The organism is Thermococcus sp. SY098 (assembly GCF_035621495.1).
Classification (GTDB): domain Archaea; phylum Methanobacteriota_B; class Thermococci; order Thermococcales; family Thermococcaceae; genus Thermococcus_B.
This window is the reverse complement of sequence record NZ_CP141821.1, coordinates 817,190-838,455: the sequence shown is the minus strand read 5'-3', so window position 1 is coordinate 838,455 and position 21,266 is coordinate 817,190. Positions and strand designations below refer to the sequence as shown.

At 41.3% G+C, this 21,266-nt stretch carries 25 protein-coding genes and 2 tRNA genes; 13 read left to right on the top strand and 14 right to left on the bottom strand.

What is annotated here, in order from left to right; all coding sequences use genetic code 11:
- Position 1: 1 nt before the first annotated feature.
- Complete coding sequence (locus tag VFC49_RS04670) at positions 2–682, top strand: fibrillarin-like rRNA/tRNA 2'-O-methyltransferase (RefSeq protein WP_324736380.1); 681 nt, start codon at positions 2–4, stop codon at positions 680–682.
- Positions 683–745: 63 nt separating this feature from the next.
- Here the strand turns inward: VFC49_RS04670 and VFC49_RS04665 are convergent, their stop codons facing one another.
- Positions 746–1,714, bottom strand: a complete 969-nt coding sequence (locus VFC49_RS04665) for a ribose 1,5-bisphosphate isomerase (RefSeq protein WP_013467574.1) — start codon at positions 1,712–1,714, stop codon at positions 746–748.
- Positions 1,715–2,002: 288 nt separating this feature from the next.
- Here VFC49_RS04665 and VFC49_RS04660 point away from each other — a divergent pair, with 288 nt between their 5' ends.
- Positions 2,003–3,250 carry a PLP-dependent aminotransferase family protein gene (locus VFC49_RS04660; RefSeq protein WP_013467572.1) on the top strand — a complete coding sequence of 416 codons (1,248 nt, stop codon included), beginning with the start codon at positions 2,003–2,005 and terminating at the stop codon, positions 3,248–3,250.
- Positions 3,251–3,482: 232 nt separating this feature from the next.
- Here VFC49_RS04660 and VFC49_RS04655 read toward each other — a convergent pair whose 3' ends face one another.
- Genes VFC49_RS04655 through VFC49_RS04630 form a run of 6 tightly spaced genes read right to left on the bottom strand, consistent with a single transcriptional unit; the run spans position 3,483 to position 8,220 of the window.
- Positions 3,483–4,454, bottom strand: a complete 972-nt coding sequence (locus VFC49_RS04655) for a deoxyhypusine synthase (RefSeq protein ID WP_324736379.1) — start codon at positions 4,452–4,454, stop codon at positions 3,483–3,485.
- A gap of 46 nt (positions 4,455–4,500) precedes the next feature.
- Complete coding sequence (locus VFC49_RS04650; RefSeq protein ID WP_324736378.1) at positions 4,501–5,211, bottom strand: hypothetical protein; 711 nt, start codon at positions 5,209–5,211, stop codon at positions 4,501–4,503.
- A 2-nt stretch (positions 5,212–5,213) separates the two neighbouring features.
- Positions 5,214–5,513: a NitrOD5 domain-containing protein gene (locus tag VFC49_RS04645; protein WP_324736377.1), complete on the bottom strand. Its 300-nt coding sequence runs from the start codon at positions 5,511–5,513 to the stop codon at positions 5,214–5,216.
- Positions 5,506–6,864 (bottom strand): ATPase domain-containing protein, encoded by a 1,359-nt coding sequence (locus VFC49_RS04640; protein ID WP_324736376.1) that lies wholly within the window; start codon positions 6,862–6,864, stop codon positions 5,506–5,508. Before VFC49_RS04640 ends, VFC49_RS04645 begins: the two co-directional genes overlap by 8 nt.
- A gap of 46 nt (positions 6,865–6,910) precedes the next feature.
- Complete coding sequence (locus tag VFC49_RS04635) at positions 6,911–7,327, bottom strand: hypothetical protein (protein WP_324736375.1); 417 nt, start codon at positions 7,325–7,327, stop codon at positions 6,911–6,913.
- A gap of 23 nt (positions 7,328–7,350) precedes the next feature.
- Positions 7,351–8,220, bottom strand: coding sequence for an MBL fold metallo-hydrolase (locus VFC49_RS04630; protein WP_324736634.1), 870 nt, complete (start codon positions 8,218–8,220; stop codon positions 7,351–7,353).
- Positions 8,221–8,350: 130 nt separating this feature from the next.
- Between VFC49_RS04630 and VFC49_RS04625 the strand changes: the two genes are divergently transcribed.
- From VFC49_RS04625 to VFC49_RS04605, 5 genes are all read left to right on the top strand, one after another.
- Positions 8,351–10,039, top strand: a complete 1,689-nt coding sequence (locus VFC49_RS04625; protein ID WP_324736633.1) for a methylmalonyl-CoA mutase family protein — start codon at positions 8,351–8,353, stop codon at positions 10,037–10,039.
- A 113-nt stretch (positions 10,040–10,152) separates the two neighbouring features.
- Entirely contained in the window at positions 10,153–10,752 is a 600-nt protein-coding gene (locus VFC49_RS04620; protein ID WP_324736374.1) for a DUF4443 domain-containing protein, read from the top strand.
- Positions 10,749–11,378, top strand: a complete 630-nt coding sequence (gene pyrF, locus VFC49_RS04615; RefSeq protein ID WP_324736373.1) for an orotidine-5'-phosphate decarboxylase — start codon at positions 10,749–10,751, stop codon at positions 11,376–11,378. Before VFC49_RS04620 ends, pyrF begins: the two co-directional genes overlap by 4 nt.
- Complete coding sequence (locus VFC49_RS04610; RefSeq protein ID WP_324736372.1) at positions 11,365–11,883, top strand: RNA-binding protein; 519 nt, start codon at positions 11,365–11,367, stop codon at positions 11,881–11,883. The genes pyrF and VFC49_RS04610 overlap by 14 nt, the downstream gene beginning before the upstream one ends.
- A complete protein-coding gene (locus VFC49_RS04605) occupies positions 11,880–12,332 on the top strand; it encodes an adenylyltransferase/cytidyltransferase family protein (protein WP_324736371.1) in 453 nt (150 codons plus the stop codon). Before VFC49_RS04610 ends, VFC49_RS04605 begins: the two co-directional genes overlap by 4 nt.
- A 37-nt stretch (positions 12,333–12,369) precedes the next feature.
- Here VFC49_RS04605 and VFC49_RS04600 read toward each other — a convergent pair whose 3' ends face one another.
- Genes VFC49_RS04600 through VFC49_RS04585 form a run of 4 tightly spaced genes read right to left on the bottom strand, consistent with a single transcriptional unit; the run spans position 12,370 to position 14,979 of the window.
- Positions 12,370–12,708, bottom strand: coding sequence for a hypothetical protein (locus VFC49_RS04600; RefSeq protein ID WP_013467560.1), 339 nt, complete (start codon positions 12,706–12,708; stop codon positions 12,370–12,372).
- Positions 12,689–13,465, bottom strand: a complete 777-nt coding sequence (locus VFC49_RS04595) for a ParA family protein (protein ID WP_324736370.1) — start codon at positions 13,463–13,465, stop codon at positions 12,689–12,691. The genes VFC49_RS04600 and VFC49_RS04595 overlap by 20 nt, the downstream gene beginning before the upstream one ends.
- A gap of 42 nt (positions 13,466–13,507) precedes the next feature.
- On the bottom strand, positions 13,508–14,740 hold the full coding sequence (gene ftsZ / locus VFC49_RS04590; RefSeq protein WP_324736369.1) for a cell division protein FtsZ: 1,233 nt from the start codon (positions 14,738–14,740) through the stop codon (positions 13,508–13,510).
- A gap of 47 nt (positions 14,741–14,787) precedes the next feature.
- Entirely contained in the window at positions 14,788–14,979 is a 192-nt protein-coding gene (locus VFC49_RS04585; RefSeq protein WP_013467557.1) for a ribbon-helix-helix domain-containing protein, read from the bottom strand.
- 214 nt (positions 14,980–15,193) lie between these two features.
- Here VFC49_RS04585 and cgi121 point away from each other — a divergent pair, with 214 nt between their 5' ends.
- From cgi121 to VFC49_RS04555, 6 genes are all read left to right on the top strand, one after another.
- A complete protein-coding gene (gene cgi121 / locus VFC49_RS04580) occupies positions 15,194–15,616 on the top strand; it encodes a KEOPS complex subunit Cgi121 (protein WP_324736368.1) in 423 nt (140 codons plus the stop codon).
- Positions 15,617–15,750: 134 nt separating this feature from the next.
- The gene (locus VFC49_RS04575) at positions 15,751–16,926 is read left to right on the top strand and encodes an aminotransferase class I/II-fold pyridoxal phosphate-dependent enzyme (protein WP_324736367.1); all 1,176 of its coding nucleotides are present in this window, start codon (positions 15,751–15,753) and stop codon (positions 16,924–16,926) included.
- 40 nt (positions 16,927–16,966) lie between these two features.
- Entirely contained in the window at positions 16,967–17,230 is a 264-nt protein-coding gene (locus VFC49_RS04570) for a TMEM165/GDT1 family protein (RefSeq protein WP_056934073.1), read from the top strand.
- A 12-nt stretch (positions 17,231–17,242) separates the two neighbouring features.
- A complete protein-coding gene (locus VFC49_RS04565) occupies positions 17,243–18,436 on the top strand; it encodes an MFS transporter (protein ID WP_324736366.1) in 1,194 nt (397 codons plus the stop codon).
- Positions 18,433–18,759, top strand: coding sequence for a hypothetical protein (locus VFC49_RS04560; protein ID WP_324736365.1), 327 nt, complete (start codon positions 18,433–18,435; stop codon positions 18,757–18,759). Before VFC49_RS04565 ends, VFC49_RS04560 begins: the two co-directional genes overlap by 4 nt.
- A gap of 68 nt (positions 18,760–18,827) precedes the next feature.
- The gene (locus VFC49_RS04555) at positions 18,828–20,159 is read left to right on the top strand and encodes a leucine/methionine racemase (RefSeq protein ID WP_324736364.1); all 1,332 of its coding nucleotides are present in this window, start codon (positions 18,828–18,830) and stop codon (positions 20,157–20,159) included.
- 15 nt (positions 20,160–20,174) lie between these two features.
- Here the strand turns inward: VFC49_RS04555 and VFC49_RS04550 are convergent, their stop codons facing one another.
- From VFC49_RS04550 to VFC49_RS04540, 3 genes are all read right to left on the bottom strand, one after another.
- On the bottom strand, positions 20,175–20,921 hold the full coding sequence (locus tag VFC49_RS04550; RefSeq protein ID WP_324736363.1) for a 5-formyltetrahydrofolate cyclo-ligase: 747 nt from the start codon (positions 20,919–20,921) through the stop codon (positions 20,175–20,177).
- A 29-nt stretch (positions 20,922–20,950) separates the two neighbouring features.
- Positions 20,951–21,028: transfer RNA gene (locus tag VFC49_RS04545), tRNA-Gly, on the bottom strand.
- Positions 21,029–21,035: 7 nt separating this feature from the next.
- A tRNA-Phe gene (locus VFC49_RS04540) sits at positions 21,036–21,112 on the bottom strand.
- Between the last annotated feature and the right edge of the window lie 154 nt (positions 21,113–21,266).

The following is a 21,266-nucleotide window of genomic DNA, read 5'->3' as shown; positions in this document are numbered from 1 at the left end:
GATGAAGATTAAAAAGCACAAATTCCCTGGCGTTTACGTATTCATTGATGAAGATGGAAGCGAGAAAATCGCAACCAAGAATTTAGTTCCGGGACAGAAGGTTTACGGCGAGCGTATAGTGAAGTGGGAAGGGGAAGAATATAGAATCTGGAACCCAAGGAGATCAAAGCTTGCTGCTGCAATTATGAATGGATTAAAGAACTTCCCAATTAAACCTGGGATGAGCGTTCTCTATTTGGGGATTGCAAGCGGTACAACTGCTTCTCACGTGAGCGACATCGTTGGATGGGAAGGCAAGATATTTGGAATTGAGTTCTCACCAAGGGTTCTGAGGGAATTAGTTCCAATTGTTGAGGAGAGAAGGAACATAGTTCCAATCCTTGGAGATGCCACGAAGCCTGAAGAATACAGAGCGTTGGTTACGAAGGTTGATGTTATCTTTGAGGACGTTGCCCAGCCAACTCAGGCAAAAATCTTGATTGATAATGCAAAGGCTTACCTCAAGAGCGGAGGGTATGGAATGATCGCCGTTAAGAGCAGAAGCATTGACGTTACGAAGGAGCCAGAAGAAGTCTTCAAGATGGTTGAGGAAGAGCTGAGCGAGTACTTTGAGATTGTTGAGCGCATTTCTCTGGAGCCATATGAAAAAGACCATGCACTCTTTGTGGTCAGAAAACCCTGAGTTTTTCTTTTCTTGTCTCTTTATTTGTTCTGAGAACTGATGTAAATAAAGAAAATAATGGAGTCAGTCTTCCCAAGGTTCTGTATACTTGAAAGCCCAGCCAAACTCTTCCTTTAATATGTCAATTGCTGCATACGGCGGGATTACTCCTTTCTCAGTTATGATGACATCTACATATTCGGGAGGTGTAACGTCAAATGCAGGGTTCCAGACTTCAATGTTCTTTGGCCATGTCTCAAGCTCTTCCTTTGGAATAACTTCATGGGGATCTCTCATCTCAATTTCAACCAGCTGACCGAGCATTGTCTCTGGATGGAATTTGTAGGTTTCAGCGGCTATCATGACCCAGACCCTGTGCTCTTTAGCTGTTAGAGCTATCAAAGCAGTTCCAATTTTGTTTATCACAGCCCCATTGGCTGTTATGCTGTCAGCCCCCATGATGACTTTATCGGTCATCTTCATGTAGTGTCTCGCTGCTGAGTCAACGACATAAATTACTGGGATTCCATACTCTGCCAATTCCTTTGCCGTCAGCTTGCCCTGCCACTTAGGTCTTGTTTCTGTTACAATAACCTTGATGTCTTTCCCATCATCCCACGCTTTTTTCATAACCCCTATAGCGGCTTTTGAGTGGCAGTGGGTCATTATTATATCTCCATCTTCGATTCTTTTTGCCCCGAATTCTGCTATCCTCTCTATGGCTTTCTCTGAATTGTGGATGAACTCCTTTGCAGCATTTATGACAATAAATCTTAGCTGTTCTAAGTCTGCTCTTCCTTGATATGCAATTTTACCTCTATACATGACGTATCTCAAAGCATTTGGCAGAGAAACAGCGGTTGGTCTTGTTGAGTGTAAAAGTTTTGCTGCCTCTTTCAGCTCTTTCCAGAGCTCTTCTGCAGTTTTAGCCTTACTTTTTTCAGCCTGTATTTGCAGGGCAAGAGCTGCGGATCTGGCTATCTTTCCTGCTCCTCTAATTTCCATATTCTTGATTTTTTCAGCAATCTCATAGACTTCTTTAACCAGCGTCATGTTGCTCCCTCCAGTTTTTGTTAAGGCTTATTTTTCTCGTGGGGCTTTATATATTTCACCCTTTGACCAGCACTTTTTATATTTGCACTCTCTTCACTTTTTCTGTACATTGATGTTCGTAATGGGACTTTGATGTACTTAAAAAAAAGATCACTTTTTTCTTTACAAACATAAAAGGCATTCACGACCAATGCCGAAAGCTTTATATTTAATCGCCACAAAGTTTTCCATGTATAAAACTGGGGATATGTTCAAATTTGTACATCATAACAAAGTGGGGGTTATACTATGGAAGAGATGCTTCAAAAAAAGTTGGAATCCAAAGTACTGGATTATGAGAGTTACTTCTCAGAAAAAGCTTTGCAGATGAAAGCATCTGAAATTAGAGAGCTTTTAAAGCTCGTTGAGACTTCTGATGTAATCTCTATGGCGGGAGGATTACCTAACCCCGCAACGTTTCCAAAGGAGGAAATTAAGCAGATTGCTCAAGAAGTCATTGAGGAGCATGCCGATAAGGCTTTACAGTACGGGACAACAAAGGGGTTCACCCCATTAAGGCTTAAAATCGCAGAGTGGTTACGGGATAGATACGGAATCCCGATTTCAAAAGTGGATATAATGGTTGTCTCTGGCTCACAGCAAGCTTTGGATCTAATTGGAAGGACCTTCATTAATCCTGGAGACTTGATAGTTGTTGAAGCGCCAACATATTTAGCAGCTTTAAATGCCTTCAAGTACTATGAGCCGAACTTCATTCAGATCCCCCTTGACGATGAGGGAATGAGGGTTGACCTTCTTGAAGAAAAACTGAGAAAACTCAAAGCAGAGAATAAGAAGGTTAAGTTTGTTTACACTGTTCCAACATTCCAGAACCCAGCAGGTGTAACAATGAGCGAAGAGAGAAGAAAGTACCTTGTAGAGCTTGCAAGTGAATATGACTTCTTGGTCATTGAGGATGATCCATATGGTGAGCTCCGTTACTCAGGCAAACCAGTTCCACCGATAAAGAAGTTTGACACCGAGGGAAGGGTATTCTACTTTGGAACATTCTCAAAGATTCTTGCTCCAGGATTTAGACTCGGCTGGATAGCAGGGGAGCCGCACTTCATAAGGAAGATTGAGATTGCCAAACAGGCAGTCGATCTCTGTACAAATCCATTTGGTCAGGTTATTGCATGGAAGTTCCTTGAAAAGGGGCTCTTGGAAAAGCACATACCGAGGATAATAAAGTTCTACAAGCCAAAGAGGGACGCAATGCTTGACGCCCTTGAGGACTACATGCCAGAGGGGGTTAAGTGGACAAAACCTGAGGGTGGCATGTTCGTCTGGGCAACGGTTCCAGAAAGCATTGACACAAAGAAGATGCTTGAAAAGGCAGTTGCAAAAGGAGTTGCCTATGTCCCAGGAGAGGCGTTCTTTGCGTACAGAGATGTCAAGAACACAATGCGTTTGAACTTCACATACGTTGACGAAGAGAAGATTAAGATTGGAATCCAAAAGCTTGCTGAGACAATTAAAGAAGAGCTTGGTATGTGAGCCCTTTTCTTTTCTTCTCGTTTTTAATTTCAGCTTTTTACATGCATTTATTGGCACTTTGGGGGTCTATCCAGCTTTAGACTAATTTCCGAGAAGTGATGGGGGCAATAACCCGCCCAAGTTCATAGACTCCGCCTTCGGCGGTGCTCCCCGGGCATTAGAGAATTGGCTTTTGGAGTTTAATAATGTTTTGATACCTAAGTGCATTAAAAATTAAAAGTTGGGATCAAAATTAAAGCCTTTCCAGTAGAGATGCAATCATAAAGGGAAGTAAAACCGTCGCATCACCTTCAACGGTAACGTACCTTGCATCTTCCTTAACTTTGCCCCATGAAACTGCTTCTCTCATCCTTGCACCGCTCAATGAGCCATCCCATTCAACTGCTGTCGTTATATAGACAGCATAGTCAAGACCCTCCTTCCAAAACTGATTCCACCATATTGTGTGGTGCTTTGAAATCCCTCCACCAATCATCAAGGCACCGCTCTTCTTGTTGTTTGAAGCCAGCGATGCCATTATCTCATCGAGCTTTGTTTCATCTTTGAAAACATCGACGATGAAGTCCTCTTTATCTTGCATGAAAAGCCAGAGCTGGTAGCCAACTGCCCCATCAGTAATGCCCGGAATGAAAACTGGAATTTTATTTTTATATGCCCAGTAAGTGAAGCTGTTCTCTTTGCCTTCTTCATTCTCCAAACGTTTTCCAATTTCCCACACAAGCTCATACGTTGCTAATCTTCTTTTGCCCGAATCATAGATATCTTGGAAGATTCCTTGCAATTTTTCCTCGACAATCCAGTAGCTGTCGTTGGGGACTAAGACGTTTCCCAATCTGTTTATTCCCTGTTTGTGAAGTTCTCTATCATCCATCAGAAAGCTTCCATGATAGTAGGGCTTCCATAGTCTCGCTAAATCGTGATCTAACGTTCCGCAGGTCGTAATTACGGCATCGAAGAGCTTATTTTTAATCAGATCTACAATTATTCCTCTTGTTCCTGTTGCCATTATGCATGCTGGAAAGCTCAGAAACTTGAATGTATCTTTATCTTTTATCATCCTCTCAAGTATGTCAACCGCTATTGCGAACTTCTTTGCAACGAAGCCGCCACTCTCGAAGAGCTGTTTTGTTATTTCGTTCACACTCATTCCATGTTTTAGCGTTATATCCTTCACAACCCTCTGCTCATCTAAGTTGATCTCCATTATTATCACCTTCTTTGTGGATTTAAAACTAAAGAAAAGATGGGGCTTAAAAAATTAGCCCCTCAGAGTTCACACTCTTAAACACAAGCTTTTTTCCAAGGAGTGTGTAGTACCACTTCTTGAGGTTATACTCTAAAAATACCGTGCGAATAAGGGTTATATACCTCCTGATCTCCTTGTCCTGAAGTTCAATCCCAACATGGGCTACGTTGAATGCAAAGCTGTTCACAATCTCTACAAGGCTTTGAGGAAAGACCTTAACATTGAGCGTCATTATTACATTGTTGTTCTTTTTTCGTCCTATGGTCGATACTAATGCCGGGAATAAGTCTATGAGCTCATCCTTTCCTATTCTTATTCCAAAAAAGTCCAGTCCCAATATTATGAATAAAGACTCGCCATTTATCTTTGAAGTTGCCTCAAGGATTCGTCCAACAATGATATCGTGATGTGTGCTTTTAATTATATCCTGTGGCCGATTTTCTTCAGTCTCAAGAATGGGATTCACTGAAATCAAGTGGACACCATCGAATGCTGTGTTCACCTCCGTCTCTGAGAACACATTTTCAAGATATCTCCTTAGGACAAGGTATGCATCATGGAACGATATTATTATGAAGTTCTGGTATTCTTGTCTGAGCTTTTTTATTAGAGTATAGAGAATTATCTCGATTTCGCTTCCGATCTCATATTCAATGAGAGTTGGGCTTATTCTTTTGGAAGATTCCTTTAAAATTTCAAGAGGATTGACTTCCATTTTTATTCCCCATAAATTCTCTTAACGTATCTTACAAGATCTTCAAGGTCCTCTATGTTCTCCTTTAGTCCGACCTTCTCTTTGAAGTAGCTTATGATCAGCATTTCAAGTAATCTTCCGCTGTATTCTCCGAAAAGCTTTGAAACGGCTTCTTTAAATCTTTTTGGATCCTCATACGCAAGCTCATAGCCTTTTCCTGTCGTGGTCTTTAGATGGAACTCCAAAAGATTTTTGAGAGTAGGGTTAGCTTTTTCCACAGCGTAGGTCACAGCTCTGACCACTATCTCCTCAGCACTACTCATAGATCATCACCCCCTTGTCGGTTATATCATATTTGTGGATTTTCCTGGAATGATTTGATCCTCTGGCCTTAATAACCGCCAACCGTCTTTCTATGAGCTCGTTTTTTATGACATATTTCAGCCCAATGATGTTGTCTGAGAGAGTGCTTGCTTTGGTGAATGGCACTGTTTCAAAGTCTGTTTCTGCATTAAGGGTTATGTAGGTAGCTACTTTGTGTTGCTTTATTATAAGACTTAGGTATCTAAGCATCTTTTCAAGCTCTATTTCGTTCATATGCTCTCTGAGTGAGGTCAGGCTGTCAATCACAAGAACTTCTGGCATATGCTCATCAATAATTTCTCTAATCTTAAGGAATGTGTGAACTGGTGTTTTTGCTTCGGGAACCCAGCTGAACATCTTCAATGTCTTATCCAAAACTTCATCAACTGGCATTCCATACCTTCTTGCTGCCCTCTTTAGCTGCCCTACAGATTCTTCAAAGGAGATGTATATCGCTTTTCTCCCCTGAAGAGCATTTGCTATTGCAAAGTGTAAGCCGAAAGTAGTTTTTCCAGTTCCAGTCATCCCGACAATTAATGTTATTGATCCCCTGTAAACGCCTCCATCTAAAATTGCGTCGAGTTCCTTAATGCCGGTGCTTACTTTTTCTTCTGAAGCATCTTCCTCCCCCCTAATGAGATCGGGGATTGCTAAAAACTCAATTCCACGATCTGTTATTACATATTCATACTGGGATTTCTCAATACTTCTTTTTCTCATCTTTGGAATTTCCATTACTCTCCTCCTGACTTCTCCGAGGCTTATGTACTTGAGCACTATAACGCCATCCACCACGAATTCTTCAACACCATGCCCGATTGTTTCTTTTCCCAAAGGCTTTTCTGCAATCAGGAACGCAACTGCTCCAAAGGACTTAATGAATCTTCCTAATGTTGTATGCAAGAAGATTCTTGTTTTTTCTGTGCCTAAAAGCTGTGTAAGTGCAGTTATTGAATCTATGACAATACGTTTTGGACGAAAGCTCAAGATTTCTTTCATGATCAGCTCAATTTCCTTTTCAATGACATCAGGTGTAACAGTAACCAAATCCATAAACCTAAAGAGTCCACTTTTCTCGTACTTTTCAAAATCCATGCCGAGCCTTTTCATCTCGTCATAAAAATCCTCTTTTGTTTCTGAAAGCGAGATATACATACCTTTCTCTCCGAATTTTTCAAGTCCATTGTGTATTATAGTTGATGTGAAAATCGTTTTTCCAGTTCCTGGTTCTCCAGCCACTATGATCAAGGAGCCTTCTGGAAACCCCTCTCTGATGATAGTTTCATCAAAGAACTCTATTCCCGTTTTCATATTTCTCACCCTACCAGAATTTTGTTGTTGAGATATTTAAACATAATCATCTAATGCCCAGCTCTCTGTAGAATTCATCCAAAGAAAGCTTAAATCTTGAATATAGGAGCTTAAAAAATGGATTTTTTCGTCTGGAAATTTCATTTGCAAGTGTATCAATTCTGCTTTCCCACGCCTTCAGGGTATAGTAATTAATGCTGTTTAGTGTAGATCGAGTGAGGAAAGTTAGTAGAAACTTCCTGAACATCTCCAGATCATGCAGAAAAGCATGTTTTAAATTTCTTTCAATCTCTGCAGCTTCCACCCATCCACTTAAAGCATCTATTATGTCCTGAAGCTTTTGTATCTTCATATCGTAAACAAGCTCTTTCTTCCGAATAATCCTCTTTTTGTGCGTAAGGAGGAGGTAGTTCAGGAAGATGTGCTTGCGAGGATTGTACCGTTTATATTTGCTATATTTCATGATAGAGGTTTACACATTAGCCCTTAAATATTTTTGTAACATGATAAACAACAATCTTTGTCTATGGCAGTCGCATCATACCCCAAACCTCTTAAAATTTTTGCAAAATTTTCCGCATATCCATAAACAGTGTAGATCTTTTCTGGCCTGACTTTCTCTATAATTTTGATAAGTTCCCAAAAATCAGCATGGTTGCTGAGCTTTAAATTGCCAAATCCAGAAACATGAAGCTCATAGGAGGAAGCTGAATCATCGGGCTTGGGGCGTGTGAAGCCTCTCAAGAGCACTTCTCCGTCCCTATCTATATTTTGAAATTTAATTCCAAATTTTTCATAAATCTTTGCGACTTTAATTATGCTCCTTGAGGCTTTCACGGTATAGCCGTGAACCTCAAGAATCTTCAAAAGCTCTTGGGCTTTGCCTATCTGGTTTGCATAAAGGGTGGGTGTTTTTCGCTTGTCAAGAGCACTCTCAACAAAAGCAATAAGCTTTTTTTCTGCTTCTTTTGGTGAAGGAAAGTTATACATAGGAACACCGAAAGTTGCTTCGATTATTAGAACATCGGCCTTTCTAAACTTGCTCTTTTCAGCAGTTCTCAGCTTAAACCACTTGACGTCTCCAGTATAAAGCAGAGAAAACTCATCGAATTCAATATAAATTTGAGCGGAGCCTAAGATGTGACCAGCGGGATAAAGCTTGGCTTTGTAGTCACCTAAGTAAAACGTTTTTCCAAACTTTACAACTTTATAAAGTCCACTTTTCTTTAGATGGCTTAGAAATTTGGTAGCTTTCGTGGAGAATATAGTATTTCCACTAACAAAATGATCACTGTGAGCGTGACTTTGAAAAGTAATCTTTGCTGAGCTGTCAAGACCTATTCCGTAAATTATCATCATAATGAGATTCACTTGCATTAAGTTAAGTTTTTCTGCACATGGATAAAATATCCAATATCAAGTTCAACCTTTAGTTATGTAAAAGGTTTTTATATGTTGAGAGCTAAAAGCTCATCTGGTGATCCCGATGACCTTTGATAGAAAAAAGCTTGAAGAGATTAGAAAAGCTGAACAAGAGTGGGAAGAAAATGTGGTTAAGCCACTTATTGCAAAAAGACCAGAGAGAAAAGAGAAGTTTATGACTGATGATGGCTTTGAAATTAAAAGAGTCTACACCCCAGCTGATCTTGGAGAAAATTGGGACTACATGGAGAAGCTGGGCTTTCCGGGACAGTACCCCTTCACTCGTGGCGTTTATGCGACAATGTATAGGGGAAGATTCTGGACGATGAGACAATATGCCGGCTATGCCACCGCTGAGGAGTCAAACAAACGTTACAAGTACCTCTTGGAACAAGGGCAAACAGGTTTGAGTGTAGCCTTTGACTTGCCAACTCAGCTCGGCTATGACAGCGACCATCCAATGGCTGAGGGTGAGGTTGGTAAGGTTGGAGTTGCTATTGACTCCCTCTGGGATATGGAGATTCTCTTTGATGGAATCCCTCTTGATAAGGTTTCAACTTCAATGACAATAAACTCAACTGCAGCAAACCTTTTGGCAATGTACATCCTCGTTGCTGAAAAGCAGGGCGTTCCGCAGCACGTTTTAAGGGGAACTGTGCAGAATGATATTCTCAAGGAGTACATTGCGAGGGGGACTTACATCTTCCCACCACAGCCCTCAATGCGCTTAACTACGGATATTATCATGTACTGTGCTGAGAATGTTCCAAAGTGGAATCCAATCAGCATTAGTGGGTATCACATCAGAGAAGCTGGTGCAAATGCAGTCCAAGAGGTTGCCTTCACATTGGCAGATGGTATCGAATATGTAAAGGCTGTTATTGAGAGGGGAATGGACGTTGATAAGTTTGCCCCAAGATTGAGCTTCTTCTTCAATGCTCACAACAACTTCCTTGAGGAGATTGCTAAATTCAGGGCAGCGAGAAGGTTGTGGGCTAAGATAATGAAGGAGAAATTCGGCGCAAAGAATCCAAAGTCAATGCTCCTTAGATTCCACACGCAAACTGCTGGTTCAACTCTCACAGCTCAGCAGCCGGAGAACAACATCATTAGGGTCACGATTCAGGCTTTAGCCGCTGTGTTGGGTGGAACCCAAAGCTTGCATACGAACAGTTATGATGAAGCACTATCTCTTCCAACGGAAAAGAGCGTTAGGATTGCATTAAGAACGCAGCAGATTATTGCTTATGAAAGCGGTGTTGTTGACACGATTGATCCGTTGGGTGGAGCGTATTACATTGAGTGGCTTACCGATCATATCGAGGAGGAAGCTATGAAGTACATTGAGAAGATTGAGCGCATGGGTGGAATGATGAGGGCTATTGAGCGCGGCTATATCCAGAAAGAGATTGCAGATTCTGCTTACAAGTATCAGAAAGAAGTCGAGGAGGGCAAGAGGATTATCGTTGGTGTCAACAAGTTTGTTGTGGATGAGCCAATTGAGGTTGAGATTCTCAAGGTTGATCCAAGTATTAGGGACAAGCAGATTGAGCGTTTGAAGAAGCTGAGGAGTGAGAGGGACAACAAGAAGGTAGAGGAGGCTTTGGATAAGCTGAGGAATGCTGCAGAGAAGGAGGATGTTAACCTAATGCCATATATAATTGAAGCACACAGACACTTGGCGACACTCGGAGAAGTCACTGATGTTTTAAGAGAAGTTTGGGGTGAATACAGAGCACCGTTAATATTCTAAGGCATTTTGTCTTTTATTTTAACTTTGTTCTCAGGTAGTACTACTATCAAGCATGTTTGGTGATAAAAACATTTATTTATCAGCTGAGCGAGACAATTCTGAGAGGTGAGGAAATGAGCTGGAAAAGAGGAGCTTATCCTGAGTTTACCCTTGAAGATGCAGTTGCAACACTTTTTCTATTAAAGACTCCGAGGGGAAGAAAACAGATTTCTGAGGGTCTTGATCTCGGTGAAGGAAGCGTTAGAACTCTTTTGAAGAAGCTTGCAAAGCTTGAATTAATTGAGTCAAAACAAAAAGGGCATTATTTGAATGAAAAAGGTCTTAATGTTCTGTCCCAAATACTAACTTTGTTCTCTGAGCCGGCTGAAGTTGAAAAAGTTGAAAACATGCCCACTTATGCTGTCCTTGTTAAGAACCCACCCCAATTTAAAAGCATAGAACTCAGAGACGAAGCTATTCGCTATTTTGCCAAAGGTGCTATGATTTTGGTTTACAAAGCGGGTGAAATTGTATTCCCCGAAGATGAAAGGCCATTAAAGGAAACTCTCCCCAAGCTTGCTGAAGACTTAAAAAAACTTAGTCCAAAAGAGGGGGATCTGATCGTTGTTACATGGGCTGAAAATAGAGCAGATGCAATTAAAAGCGCAATTCATGTTGCATTAACACTTAAAAAGAATGAACTCCCCAGGGAAATCCTTGAGGTGGGCAAATGATTATCTTGGCATTGGACGTTTATGAGAGAAAGAGGGCATTGAAAATAGCAGAGGAAACTAAGGACTACCTTTGGGCGATAAAGATCAACTGGCCTCTCATTCTTGGAAGCGGGGTTGGAATAATCGGGGAGCTAAAAGAGAAAACGGGCTTACCGGTTATAGCTGACTTAAAAGTTGCTGATATTCCAAATACAAACAAACTCATTGCAAAGAAAGTTTTTGATAATGGAGCAGATTATATAATTGTTCATGGCTTTGTTGGAAGGGACAGTGTCAGGGCGGTTATGGAGGAGGGCAATACGATTATCGTTGTGGAGATGAGCCATCCTGGAGCTGAGGAATTCATGCAGCCGATTACTGACAGACTTATAGAAATGGCAAATGAGCTTAGGCCTTTTGGAGTTATAGCTCCCGGGACGAAGCCTGAAAGAATAAGATACATCAGAGAAAAGCTTGATGGGGATATAAAAATCTTCACTCCGGGAATAGGTGCTCAGGGTGGGAAAGCTAAAGAAGCTTTAAAAGCTGGTGCTGACTACATAATTGTTGGGAGAGCAATTTATAATGCTGATAATCCGAGAGAAGCTGTTAAAAGCCTTTGGGGTGAGCTGAATGCTGAAGATTAAGCATCCTTTAAGCAAGAAGGAAATTAAAGAGATAATACGGGAGATGAGTTCAATTTTTGGGGAGGAAGTTGCTAAGAAGCTGATAAATAAAAAAGATGATGTTCAAATTGCAGAATTTGATAAAACCACCCAAATACTTTTTGTAAATGGGAAGCCAATGTTTATAAAACGTCAGAACTTGGTATTTCCGCTTGTAATTGCCCTATATGAGCTGTCCAATGAGGAAGACTTGAGGAAATGGAAGCGAAGAGTTGTTGTTGATGAAGGTGCTGTCCCGTTCATCCTAAAAGGTGCCGATGTAATGGCTCCCGGAATAGTTGATGTCGATGAAGAGATAGAAGAAGGCGATTTTGTATTTGTTGTTGAAGAAAATTATGGGAGACCCCTTGCCATTGGAATTGCGTTGATGAGCGGCAGAGAGATGAAAGAAAAAAACAGGGGAAAAGCCGTAAAGGTAATCCACCACGCAAAGGACAAAATCTGGGAGCTGACGGTGAGACCATGAGTACGGAGAGAGAAAAGAAGATAAGAGTCCTCGTCGGGGGAGTTTTTGATATTCTTCATGTTGGGCATATCCATTTTTTGAGTCAAGCAAAGCAGCTTGGAGATGAACTCATTGTGATAGTGGCACATGATGAAACTGTCGTTAAGAGGAAAGGAAGACCTCCAATAAACTCGATGCACGAAAGGGCTGAAGTTTTGAAAGCCTTAAAGATGGTGGATGAGGTTTACATTGGGGAGCCTGATGGGATAAGTTTTGAGCTCGTGAAGAAGATAAACCCGGACGTTGTAGCTTTGGGGCCTGATCAGGATTTTAAATGTGAAGAGCTTAAAAGACAACTGAGGCAGCACGGCATAAATGCGGAGGTTATAAGAATTCCCTATCTCTACAAAAGTGACGTCGCAAAAACAAGCAGAATAATAAAGAGGATAGTGGAAATATTCTGTGAGTGATTTTATCTCCTGATTTGAGCTGCTGGGTTAGTGGTGATTAAATGAGCTTGGCTTTCTCCAGATAGCTTCTTAAAAACTCTGGATCCTCTCTAAGCACAGCGCTCATTAGCTCATCAAAGTTCTTTTCGCCCATCGCCTTTTTGAGATAGTAGTACAGATTTACAGCATCTTCCACAATATTGCTCTGTCTTCTGCTTTCTTCAGCGTAAAGCTCAATTAATTTTAAATTTGTGTCTTGGCTGATGTATAATGTTTTCTGCTTCTTGATTTTCTTAAGCTCCTCTCTTCTTTTATCAGCTTTCTTTGTCTTAGGTCTTGTGAGCTCGTCAATTGAGCCAGAAAATAGCTGTGGAATTTTACCTTTCTCCTTCGACAAGAGCAATCACCTCTTTTGCAAGCTTTAAAAACGCTTTCGCTGCTCTCCCATCACCCTCGAATTCAAATATGCTGACCCCTTGAGATTGAGCTTTTTCAAGAGCAACTGACTTAGGTATGGTTGTCAGCAATGGAGCATTTGGATACGTCTCTTTTAACTCTTTCAGCCGTGTAGCTGGGACTTTTGTCTGTCTTGTGAATTTATTGGGAATCAATCCAAGAAGTGTAAGGTTCTCGTTGGTCTCCTCTTTAATCATTTTCATAAGGTTGAACATAAGCTGCATCCCGATAACTCCAAAATAGCTAAGCTCAAGGGGAATCAAAACATAATCTGAAGTTGTGAGTGAGTTTACAAGGAATATCCCCATACTTGGTGGGTTGTCAATTAAAACATAATCGTACTCTGGGAGGACTGATTTCAAGGCTTTTTCTAAGCGCCTTTCACGATTGTATGCATTAATTATCTCAATCTCTTTGGCAGAGAGATTCAGGTGAGAGGGTATCAAATGCAGATTTTCTCTGATTTCAACTATGGAATCCTCAACTCTGCTTTCCCTTGTCATTAATGTCCCAACGTTGTTGTCCTCATAGTTAAGAACCTCCATCCCTATTAATCCAAAAGTCAAGTTAAATTGTGGGTCTATATCGACTAAGAGAACCTTTCTGCCCATATTCGCGAGAGCAAAGCCAAGATTCATTGTTATTGTTGTTTTTCCGACTCCACCTTTTTGATTGGCTATACTAATGACTTTTGCCATGCTATCACCTTGTAATCTAATAGAGAGAAAGAGGAAGAAACATCAAAACTGGTAAATATCTCTAAAGATCCTTTCTACATCTTCATTTACGGGTGGTTTAGATTTTTCACTTTTCATCGTCCTCTCGAAGATCCTTTCAAGCTTGGTATCCTTCGTGATCATCCTTAGGGTATCTGTGGGCATAAGAATTCTGTTGCTGTCTTGAAGCGCGTTAACTTCACCGCTTAAAATGTGAGGGGAGTTGACTCCGGTCATTATAACCATTGCCCTAACGGTTTTGCCCAAGTCTTCATCAATCATTGCACCCCATTTTATCTCTGACTTCGTACCTAACTTCTCATAAACTATCTTCATTGCCTCATGGACTTCACCAAGCTTTACATCTGGGCCAACCGTAAAGTGAATTAATGCCGCTTCGCCGCTTCCGAACTCAACTTCAAGCATTTTGTTGTTAAGAGCGTTAACTACAGCATCAACAGCCCTGTTCTTTGAGTCGCTCTCGCCTATACCTATCAAAGCAGCGCCACCATTCTTCATGACGCTGTAGACGTCAGCAAAATCTATATTGACTATAGAAGGGAGCTTTATTGTTTCCGTTATGCCCTTGACCATTCTCGCTATAATCTCATCCGCAAATCTAAATGCAGCCGAGAGTGGCAGATTTGGAACGAGTTCCAAAAGCTTATCATTTTCAATTATTACCACAGTATCCGAATACTGGAGCAAAGCTTGTATACCTGCTTTTGCCTTCTCTATTCTTCTTGTTCCTTCAGTTGAGAATGGAAATGTTACAACACTCACAACAAGCGGTTCTTGATATCGTCCATTGTTTCTTGCTACCTCTTTGATTATCCTTGCAACAACTGGTGCGGCTCCAGTTCCAGTACCATTACCCATTCCAGCTGTTATGAAGACCAAATCAACATCCCTAACTACCTCGGCAATTTCTTGGGCACTTGCTTCAGCTGCTAAGTATCCTATTCTTGGATCTCCACCAGAACCCTTGCCGTGAGTTATGTTCTTCCCGAGAAGGATTTTTTTATGAGCTTTAGTTCTCGCCAAGTGTTGGGCATCGGTATTCATCGCAATTAATTCTGCACCTTGGACACCAAGCTCATAGAGTCGTGTTATGGTATTGTTCCCAGAACCTCCAACTCCAATGATTGCAATCTTAATCAGACCCTCTAAGTTTTCCTCATATTCCCCAAATTTTTCTTTTGTGTTTTCATCAAAGTCCAAGTTAATACCCGCCTGTTCCAAGAGTTTCCACACCATTGCCTTTAACCCCCGGGCTTAATTGTTAACTAATTGATCACAAACCCTTATTCGAGTATGTACTCAGGAGTTGTTCTTTCTTCTGTCTCAAGTTTGTAGAGCTCTTTCTTTATCAGCTCCCTGATAGCTTCTCTTATAACCTCACTTCTATTGGGATAAACCCCCCTCTTTACGAGGGTATCAATAGCATTCAGAAGACCTTGCGGTATCTGCACGCTAATTATTTTCATCTTTGTCATCGCTGAACCTCCAAGTACATGAAGCTGCTAATTTTTTCATTTGCTTTAAGTAGTTAAATATTTTTTGCTTTGGTCTTAATATTATAATAATATAAATTTCAAAAAATTTTAAAAAACTGGCAGAATAATTGAGGATTTTTTATCATTGGATATTATTGAGTGCGAGGGAAAGAGTTTAATATCTTGCATTTATATTGAAACTGGAGGTGTAAGGTTGAAGGTAGTAAAATTGGGCAAGCATGAAATCGCAATTAGTAAAATTGTGCTCGGAGATGTTTCGTGGATCTTTGAAGAGCTTGGTGATAATATGCAAATAGCAAATGTTGAATGCTGGGAACAACTCGTGTTCGCTACTATCTTGGCGTTAAAGTCATTTGAGCGGGGAACAAATAAAGCAAAAACAGTGAAGGGGGAAATTCTTCTCAGGCTTGCAGGGACTCTGCAAATTGGAGAAGCAATAAAAAAAGTTGGAGCCAAAGAGGGTGAAAACTTCATTGTGGCTTTTGGTCAAAATGCCCGGAAGACCCTTGAAGACTTTCTTAAAAAGAACTCACTAAAGGAGATTCACTTTGTTGACTGTGACGTGGAAAAGGTGAAGAGGCTTTTTGAACAGGCAGCCATAGTTGAGGCTCTTTGACTTTTCTGAAAATTTGCCATAATGTCTGTATTTTATTGAATTTTGTTTCACTAATATATCAAAAAGCAGAAAATCCTTCTCGATAAGTTTATAAGAATATTAATTCACCCTCTAAATGCCACGGGGGGATGATTATGCGTTATAAGAGACACAGATATTTTATAGCGGAGCGTGTCAACTTAATTCAACGCTCAAAGATCAGAGAGCTTTTTGAAAAAGCAAGAAAAATAGAAAATGTAATTTCTCTTGGAATTGGAGAACCTGACTTTGACACACCAGATAATATTAAGGAAGCCGCAAAGAGGGCATTAGATGAAGGATGGACTCATTACACTCCAAACGCTGGAATCCCAGAGCTTAGACAAGCCATAAGTGAATATTACAAAGAAAGATACAACTTAGGTGTTCCAACTGACAACATTATAGTAACTGCTGGTGCTTATGAAGCAACTTATCTGGCATTTGAGACGCTTCTTGAAAGAGGCGATGAGGTCATAATCCCAGATCCTGCGTTTGTCTGTTACGCTGAAGATGCTAAGCTTGCCGAGGCGGGAATAGTAAGGCTTCCATTAAGAGAGGAAAATGGTTTTCAGCCTGATCCAGACGAGCTTTTGGAGCTCATAACAAAGAGGACAAGGATGATCGTGATTAACTATCCCAACAATCCAACTGGTGCTACAATAGATGAAAAAACCGCAAAAGCTATTGCGGATATTGCTGAAGACTATAATCTCTACATCCTCAGCGATGAACCTTATGAGCACTTTCTTTATGAGGGTGCAAAGCACTACCCAATGCTTAAATATGCCCCGGACAATACGATTTTGGCAAATAGCTTCTCCAAAACATTTGCAATGACCGGCTGGCGTTTGGGCTTTGCAATCGCACCAAAGGACATTATTAAGGACATGATAAAGCTCCATGCATATGTTATCGGAAACGTTTCATCCTTTGTTCAGGTTGCAGGAATTGAAGCTCTAAGGAGTCCAAAGAGCTGGGAAGCTGTTGAGAAGATGAGACGAGAATATGCTGAGAGAAGAAAGATAGTTCTCGATGCAATTAAAGAGATGCCCTATATTTCTGCATTCGAACCTAAAGGTGCATTTTACATCTTTGCCAACATAAAAGAAACTGGAATGACAAGTGAGGAGTTCAGTGAATGGCTTTTGGAGAAAGCTAAGGTAGTTGTAATCCCGGGAACGGCGTTTGGAAAGAATGGAGAAGGATACGTACGGATAAGCTATGCAACAAAGAAAGAAAAGCTCATTGAAGCTATGAAAAGGATGAAGAAAGCTTTGGAAGAGCTTTGAAGTTTCATTTCCCTTTTTCACATCTTTGGGAGGAGGTCAAATGAAAGAAGTGCTCTATGTCTTTGTTGCAATATTCCTTGCCGAGCTTGGTGATAAAACACAGTTGGCTACAATCGCATTTGCATCAAAATATGGATGGGCCAAAGCTTTTACCGGCGCTATTTTGGGACTCGCTCTGGTGAATTTGATAGGTGCTTTTGTTGGTGAAAAAATTGGAGAAGCTCTACCCGTGGAGATGATCCACAAAGGAGCAGGAGTGCTGTTTATTATATTTGGCTTGCTGATGTTCTTTGGAAAAATTTAGTGGGGTGAGAAAATGAATCGCTGGAGGTCTGTAATCCTGAATACAATTGTCATGACCGCTGGATTTGGAACGCTCACCATGATGAGCGTCGCTAAGCCAGATGTGATTGCCCATTTTGGAATCAGCAGCGATGCCTTTGATCTGCAACACATAGCCTATGTTTTTGGTCTTTTTGTCGCATTTCTTTTGGGGCACACAAGAATTTATGAAGGGAGCTTTAAGAGGAGCGTTGCAATAGCCCTAAGCTGGGCTGCAGTTCCGCAACTGCTCATTCCTTACGCTCCAAACTGGTATGTTGTAGTTTTCTTAAGATTCATCCAAGGTTTCGTGGTTACTCTCGTTCCACTCTTCAGCACTCAGATAGCAAGGTACTTTGTTGCTGAAAGACCATTTGCAAAGGGTATAATCCTCTCTGGAATCTTCTGGGGCGGTGTTTTTGGCTCAATGAGTGCTAAATATTTAATCCATGCATTTGGATGGAAGGGTGGCTTTTTAGTTACAGTCCTCATAATGTACGCAGTTCTACTGATATGGTGGCTCTTTACAGAGGACTTTGAAATAATCCATGAAAGGGGAGAAGCAAAGATAAACGTCTGGAAACTCAAGTTTACCTGGGTTTTGGGATTCACGTTCTTCCCGGCTTTGTGGGTAATCTTCACGATTGTTGGCTTCTCGGCATCAATCGCCTATGACATGGGCTGGACAAAGGCTCATGTAGCAACACTCAGCACGAACCTCAATATTTCAAAAGCGATTTGGTCAATTGTATTTGGATACATAGGATATCTGCTTTCAAGGAAGAATCCAACCTCAAGAGGTCTATTTAGGGCCATTGTCCAGGTTATGGTAATATCATATATGTTATCTTTTGTGGGACTGATTGTCTACGCCAAAGCAATGCTCAGCGGAAACTATACTATTGCTTTAGCGGCAGTCTGGCTTGTTGGAACAATTCAAGGAACGGGTCCAGCATTCTGGACATCAGCACCGGCAACATATCCAAAGAGTGTTTATCCAAGGGCTTCATTCGCATTGGGGCTTATTTCAAACACGGCAAACATAGTAGCACCTTCAATTACGGATCTACTGGCAAGGCATAGCGTTGGATTGGCATTTGGTGAACTGGCATTCATGCCCCTGGTGGGTATACTAACATTGATTGCGGTTTCAAGAATGAAGATGCCCGTGGAGGAGTTCGGAGAATGAAACCAAAGCCCATCTTAATTCTTTTCTTTCTTTTAATGAGCATATACTTCTATGGGTTGGGCTTGCTAAGCATTGGTGACAAGCTCATGTTTCTGGGATTTTGGGGTATTGGTTCAATTCATCTCCTGATTAGCTTTGGAATTTTTCTTGGAAGAGATATCGCAATAACAACCGCCACTTATGTGGCTCTTTTGGATTTTCTGTTTGGTCTGTTGTGGGGCATAATGGGACTTACACTATCTTCCTTTACACTTGCCATACTGTCGGCATTGGCTCTTTTTCTCCTGCTGGATGAAGACGTTCGTATGAATTTAAAAGTTTGACATTTGTTCAAACCCATAGCCAAAAATCCTATTTAGATGTTAATCTTACTTATGCTGTGGCGATAATTATGAAAAGAGACGAGATTATCTTTCGATATTTAAAAGTGTTTCCAAAAGCAGCCCGTGTTACCTATGCCCCCATTGTTGGTGTTAAAGCGGAAAACGCCAAAGTTTGGGACATTGAAGGAAGAGAATACATAGACTTTCTCTCTGATGCTGCCGTCCAAAACGTCGGGCATAACAACAATCGGGTTGTAAAAGCTATAAAAGAGCAGACGGACAAATTGGTTCACTTCACATTCATCTATGGTTTTCCTGTAGAACCCCTTTTGTTGGCGGAGAAACTTGTTGAGATCTCACCAATAAAAAGTGCTAAAGTCGTCTTGGGATTGAGTGGCAGTGATGCAAATGATGGTGCAATAAAGTTTGCAAGAGCATACACAGGGAGGAGGACACTCCTGGGATATTTAGGAAGCTATTACGGGGCAACGTATGGTGCTATGAGCATAACTGGGCTTGATTTTGAAATTAGGGCACTGGTTGGTGAGCTAAGTGATATCCACTACATCCCATTTCCTGACTGTTACAGATGTCCCTTCGGACAGGAGAGAAAAAGATGTCACTTTGAGTGCATATCCTACCTTGAATATAAATTTGAACGTGAAGTGTATGCAGAAGGGGTCGCTGCTTTGTTTGCTGAGCCTATCCAGGGAGATGCTGGGATGATAGTCCCGCCTGATGACTATTTTAGAAAGCTGAAGAAAATTCTTGACGAATACGGAATTCTCTTAGTTGTTGACGAAGTTCAAAGCGGGTTAGGAAGGACAGGAAAATGGTTTGCAATTGAGCACTTTGGAGTTACACCAGACATAATAACTATTGCAAAACCTTTGGGTGGAGGATTGCCAATAAGCGCTATCATTGGACGAGAAGAGATCATGGAGTCTTTACCGGCTTTGGGGCATACGTTTACACTCAGTGGGAACCCAGTAACAAGCAGAGCAGCTTTAGCAGTTATTGAAGAAATTGAAGAAAAGAATTTGCTCAAAAGAGCTGAAGAGCTTGGAGAGTACACCATGAGAAGACTCAAAAAAATGCAGAAAGAGCATGAACTTATTGGTGATGTCAGGGGAAAAGGTCTGATGATTGGTATAGATTTAGTGAAAAACAGAGAAACAAAGGAAAGGGCTTTCGATGAGGCTAAGAAAGTGGTTTGGAGAGCTTATGAGCTTGGTCTAATATTGGCTTTTCTCCATGGGAATGTCCTCAGAATCCAGCCACCTTTGACGATAGAGAAGGAGCTTCTGGATGAGGGCTTGGATAAACTGGAACAAGCAATTGAAGACGTTGAAAACGGGAAAGTTGATGACAAAGTTTTGAAAATAGTGCAGGGCTGGTGAGATCCGATGTAAACTTCATCTTACTTTGAAGTAGCCGAGTCTTATCAGTTCATCAAGCAGAGGTATCTCATTGATTTTCTCTTTTTTCAAACTTTCCGGAATTATTCCAAATGGCTTATCGCATCGGTTACATCTTATAACTCTCTTTGGAGTCACAATTATGTTAAGTGGAAGATCATGGGGCTTCTTTGGAATATTCTTCACTATCTGGATCTCAGACACCGTTGTTGCAATTGGGGTGTTCTTATCCACTTTGCCCAGTAGAGAAAGAATCCCCCACTCTATGTCCCCATACCCCTCTCCCTTTCCCAGCCTGTTGCAGTTTCTATCAACGGCAACGCTGCCTTCAACCACAAGATCAATTTTTGGAATTTCTTTTTCAATGTCCCTTAGAGTGGGTAGCAGTTTTCCAAATTTAAAAGCGCCTCTAATTGTGGAAGCAAAAGAGTAGTAACTCTTAGGAATTAAACTTGGATTTATAAGGAGGAACCCTCTCTTTATCCTTGGAGTTGGCATGATGAGCAGTTTTCCCTCCTTCAGTGCTTGCACCCTTACTGGTCTCTGTGGACTGTCAGGATTTATCTTAACGACCTCAGCTTTTTTCCACTCCTCAAGTGAAGATAACTTTTTTGCAGCAATTTCGGCACCTCTAAAGTTGGGTATCCTCCCTCGAATTGGTTTTGGTGGCATTGCTTCTCCAGTTTCCTCCAGCAGTCTCCAGATTTTCTCCCTAATTTCAGCTCTAATACCATCTATATCCATTTGGATCACCAAAACCTCAGAACAGATTGTGGTGCGGTGGCCGGGATTTGAACCCGGGTCGCCGGCTTGGAAGGCCGGCGTCCTGGACCAGGCTAGACTACCACCGCACAAAAGTGGTGGGGCGAGGGGGATTTGAACCCCCGACACCCGGATCTTCAGTCCGGCGCTCTCCCAGGCTGAGCTACCGCCCCACCGTCCAAAGAATAAAGGAAAGATTCTGGCTTATAAACCTTGCGGTTTAGGGAGATGAACACTTAAGTTCACCGATGGTTGCCCCCTGGCACGAAAACTTTATAAAGATTGAATATTTTAGTAACTATTGGTAACCAAAAATAATGGGGGTGA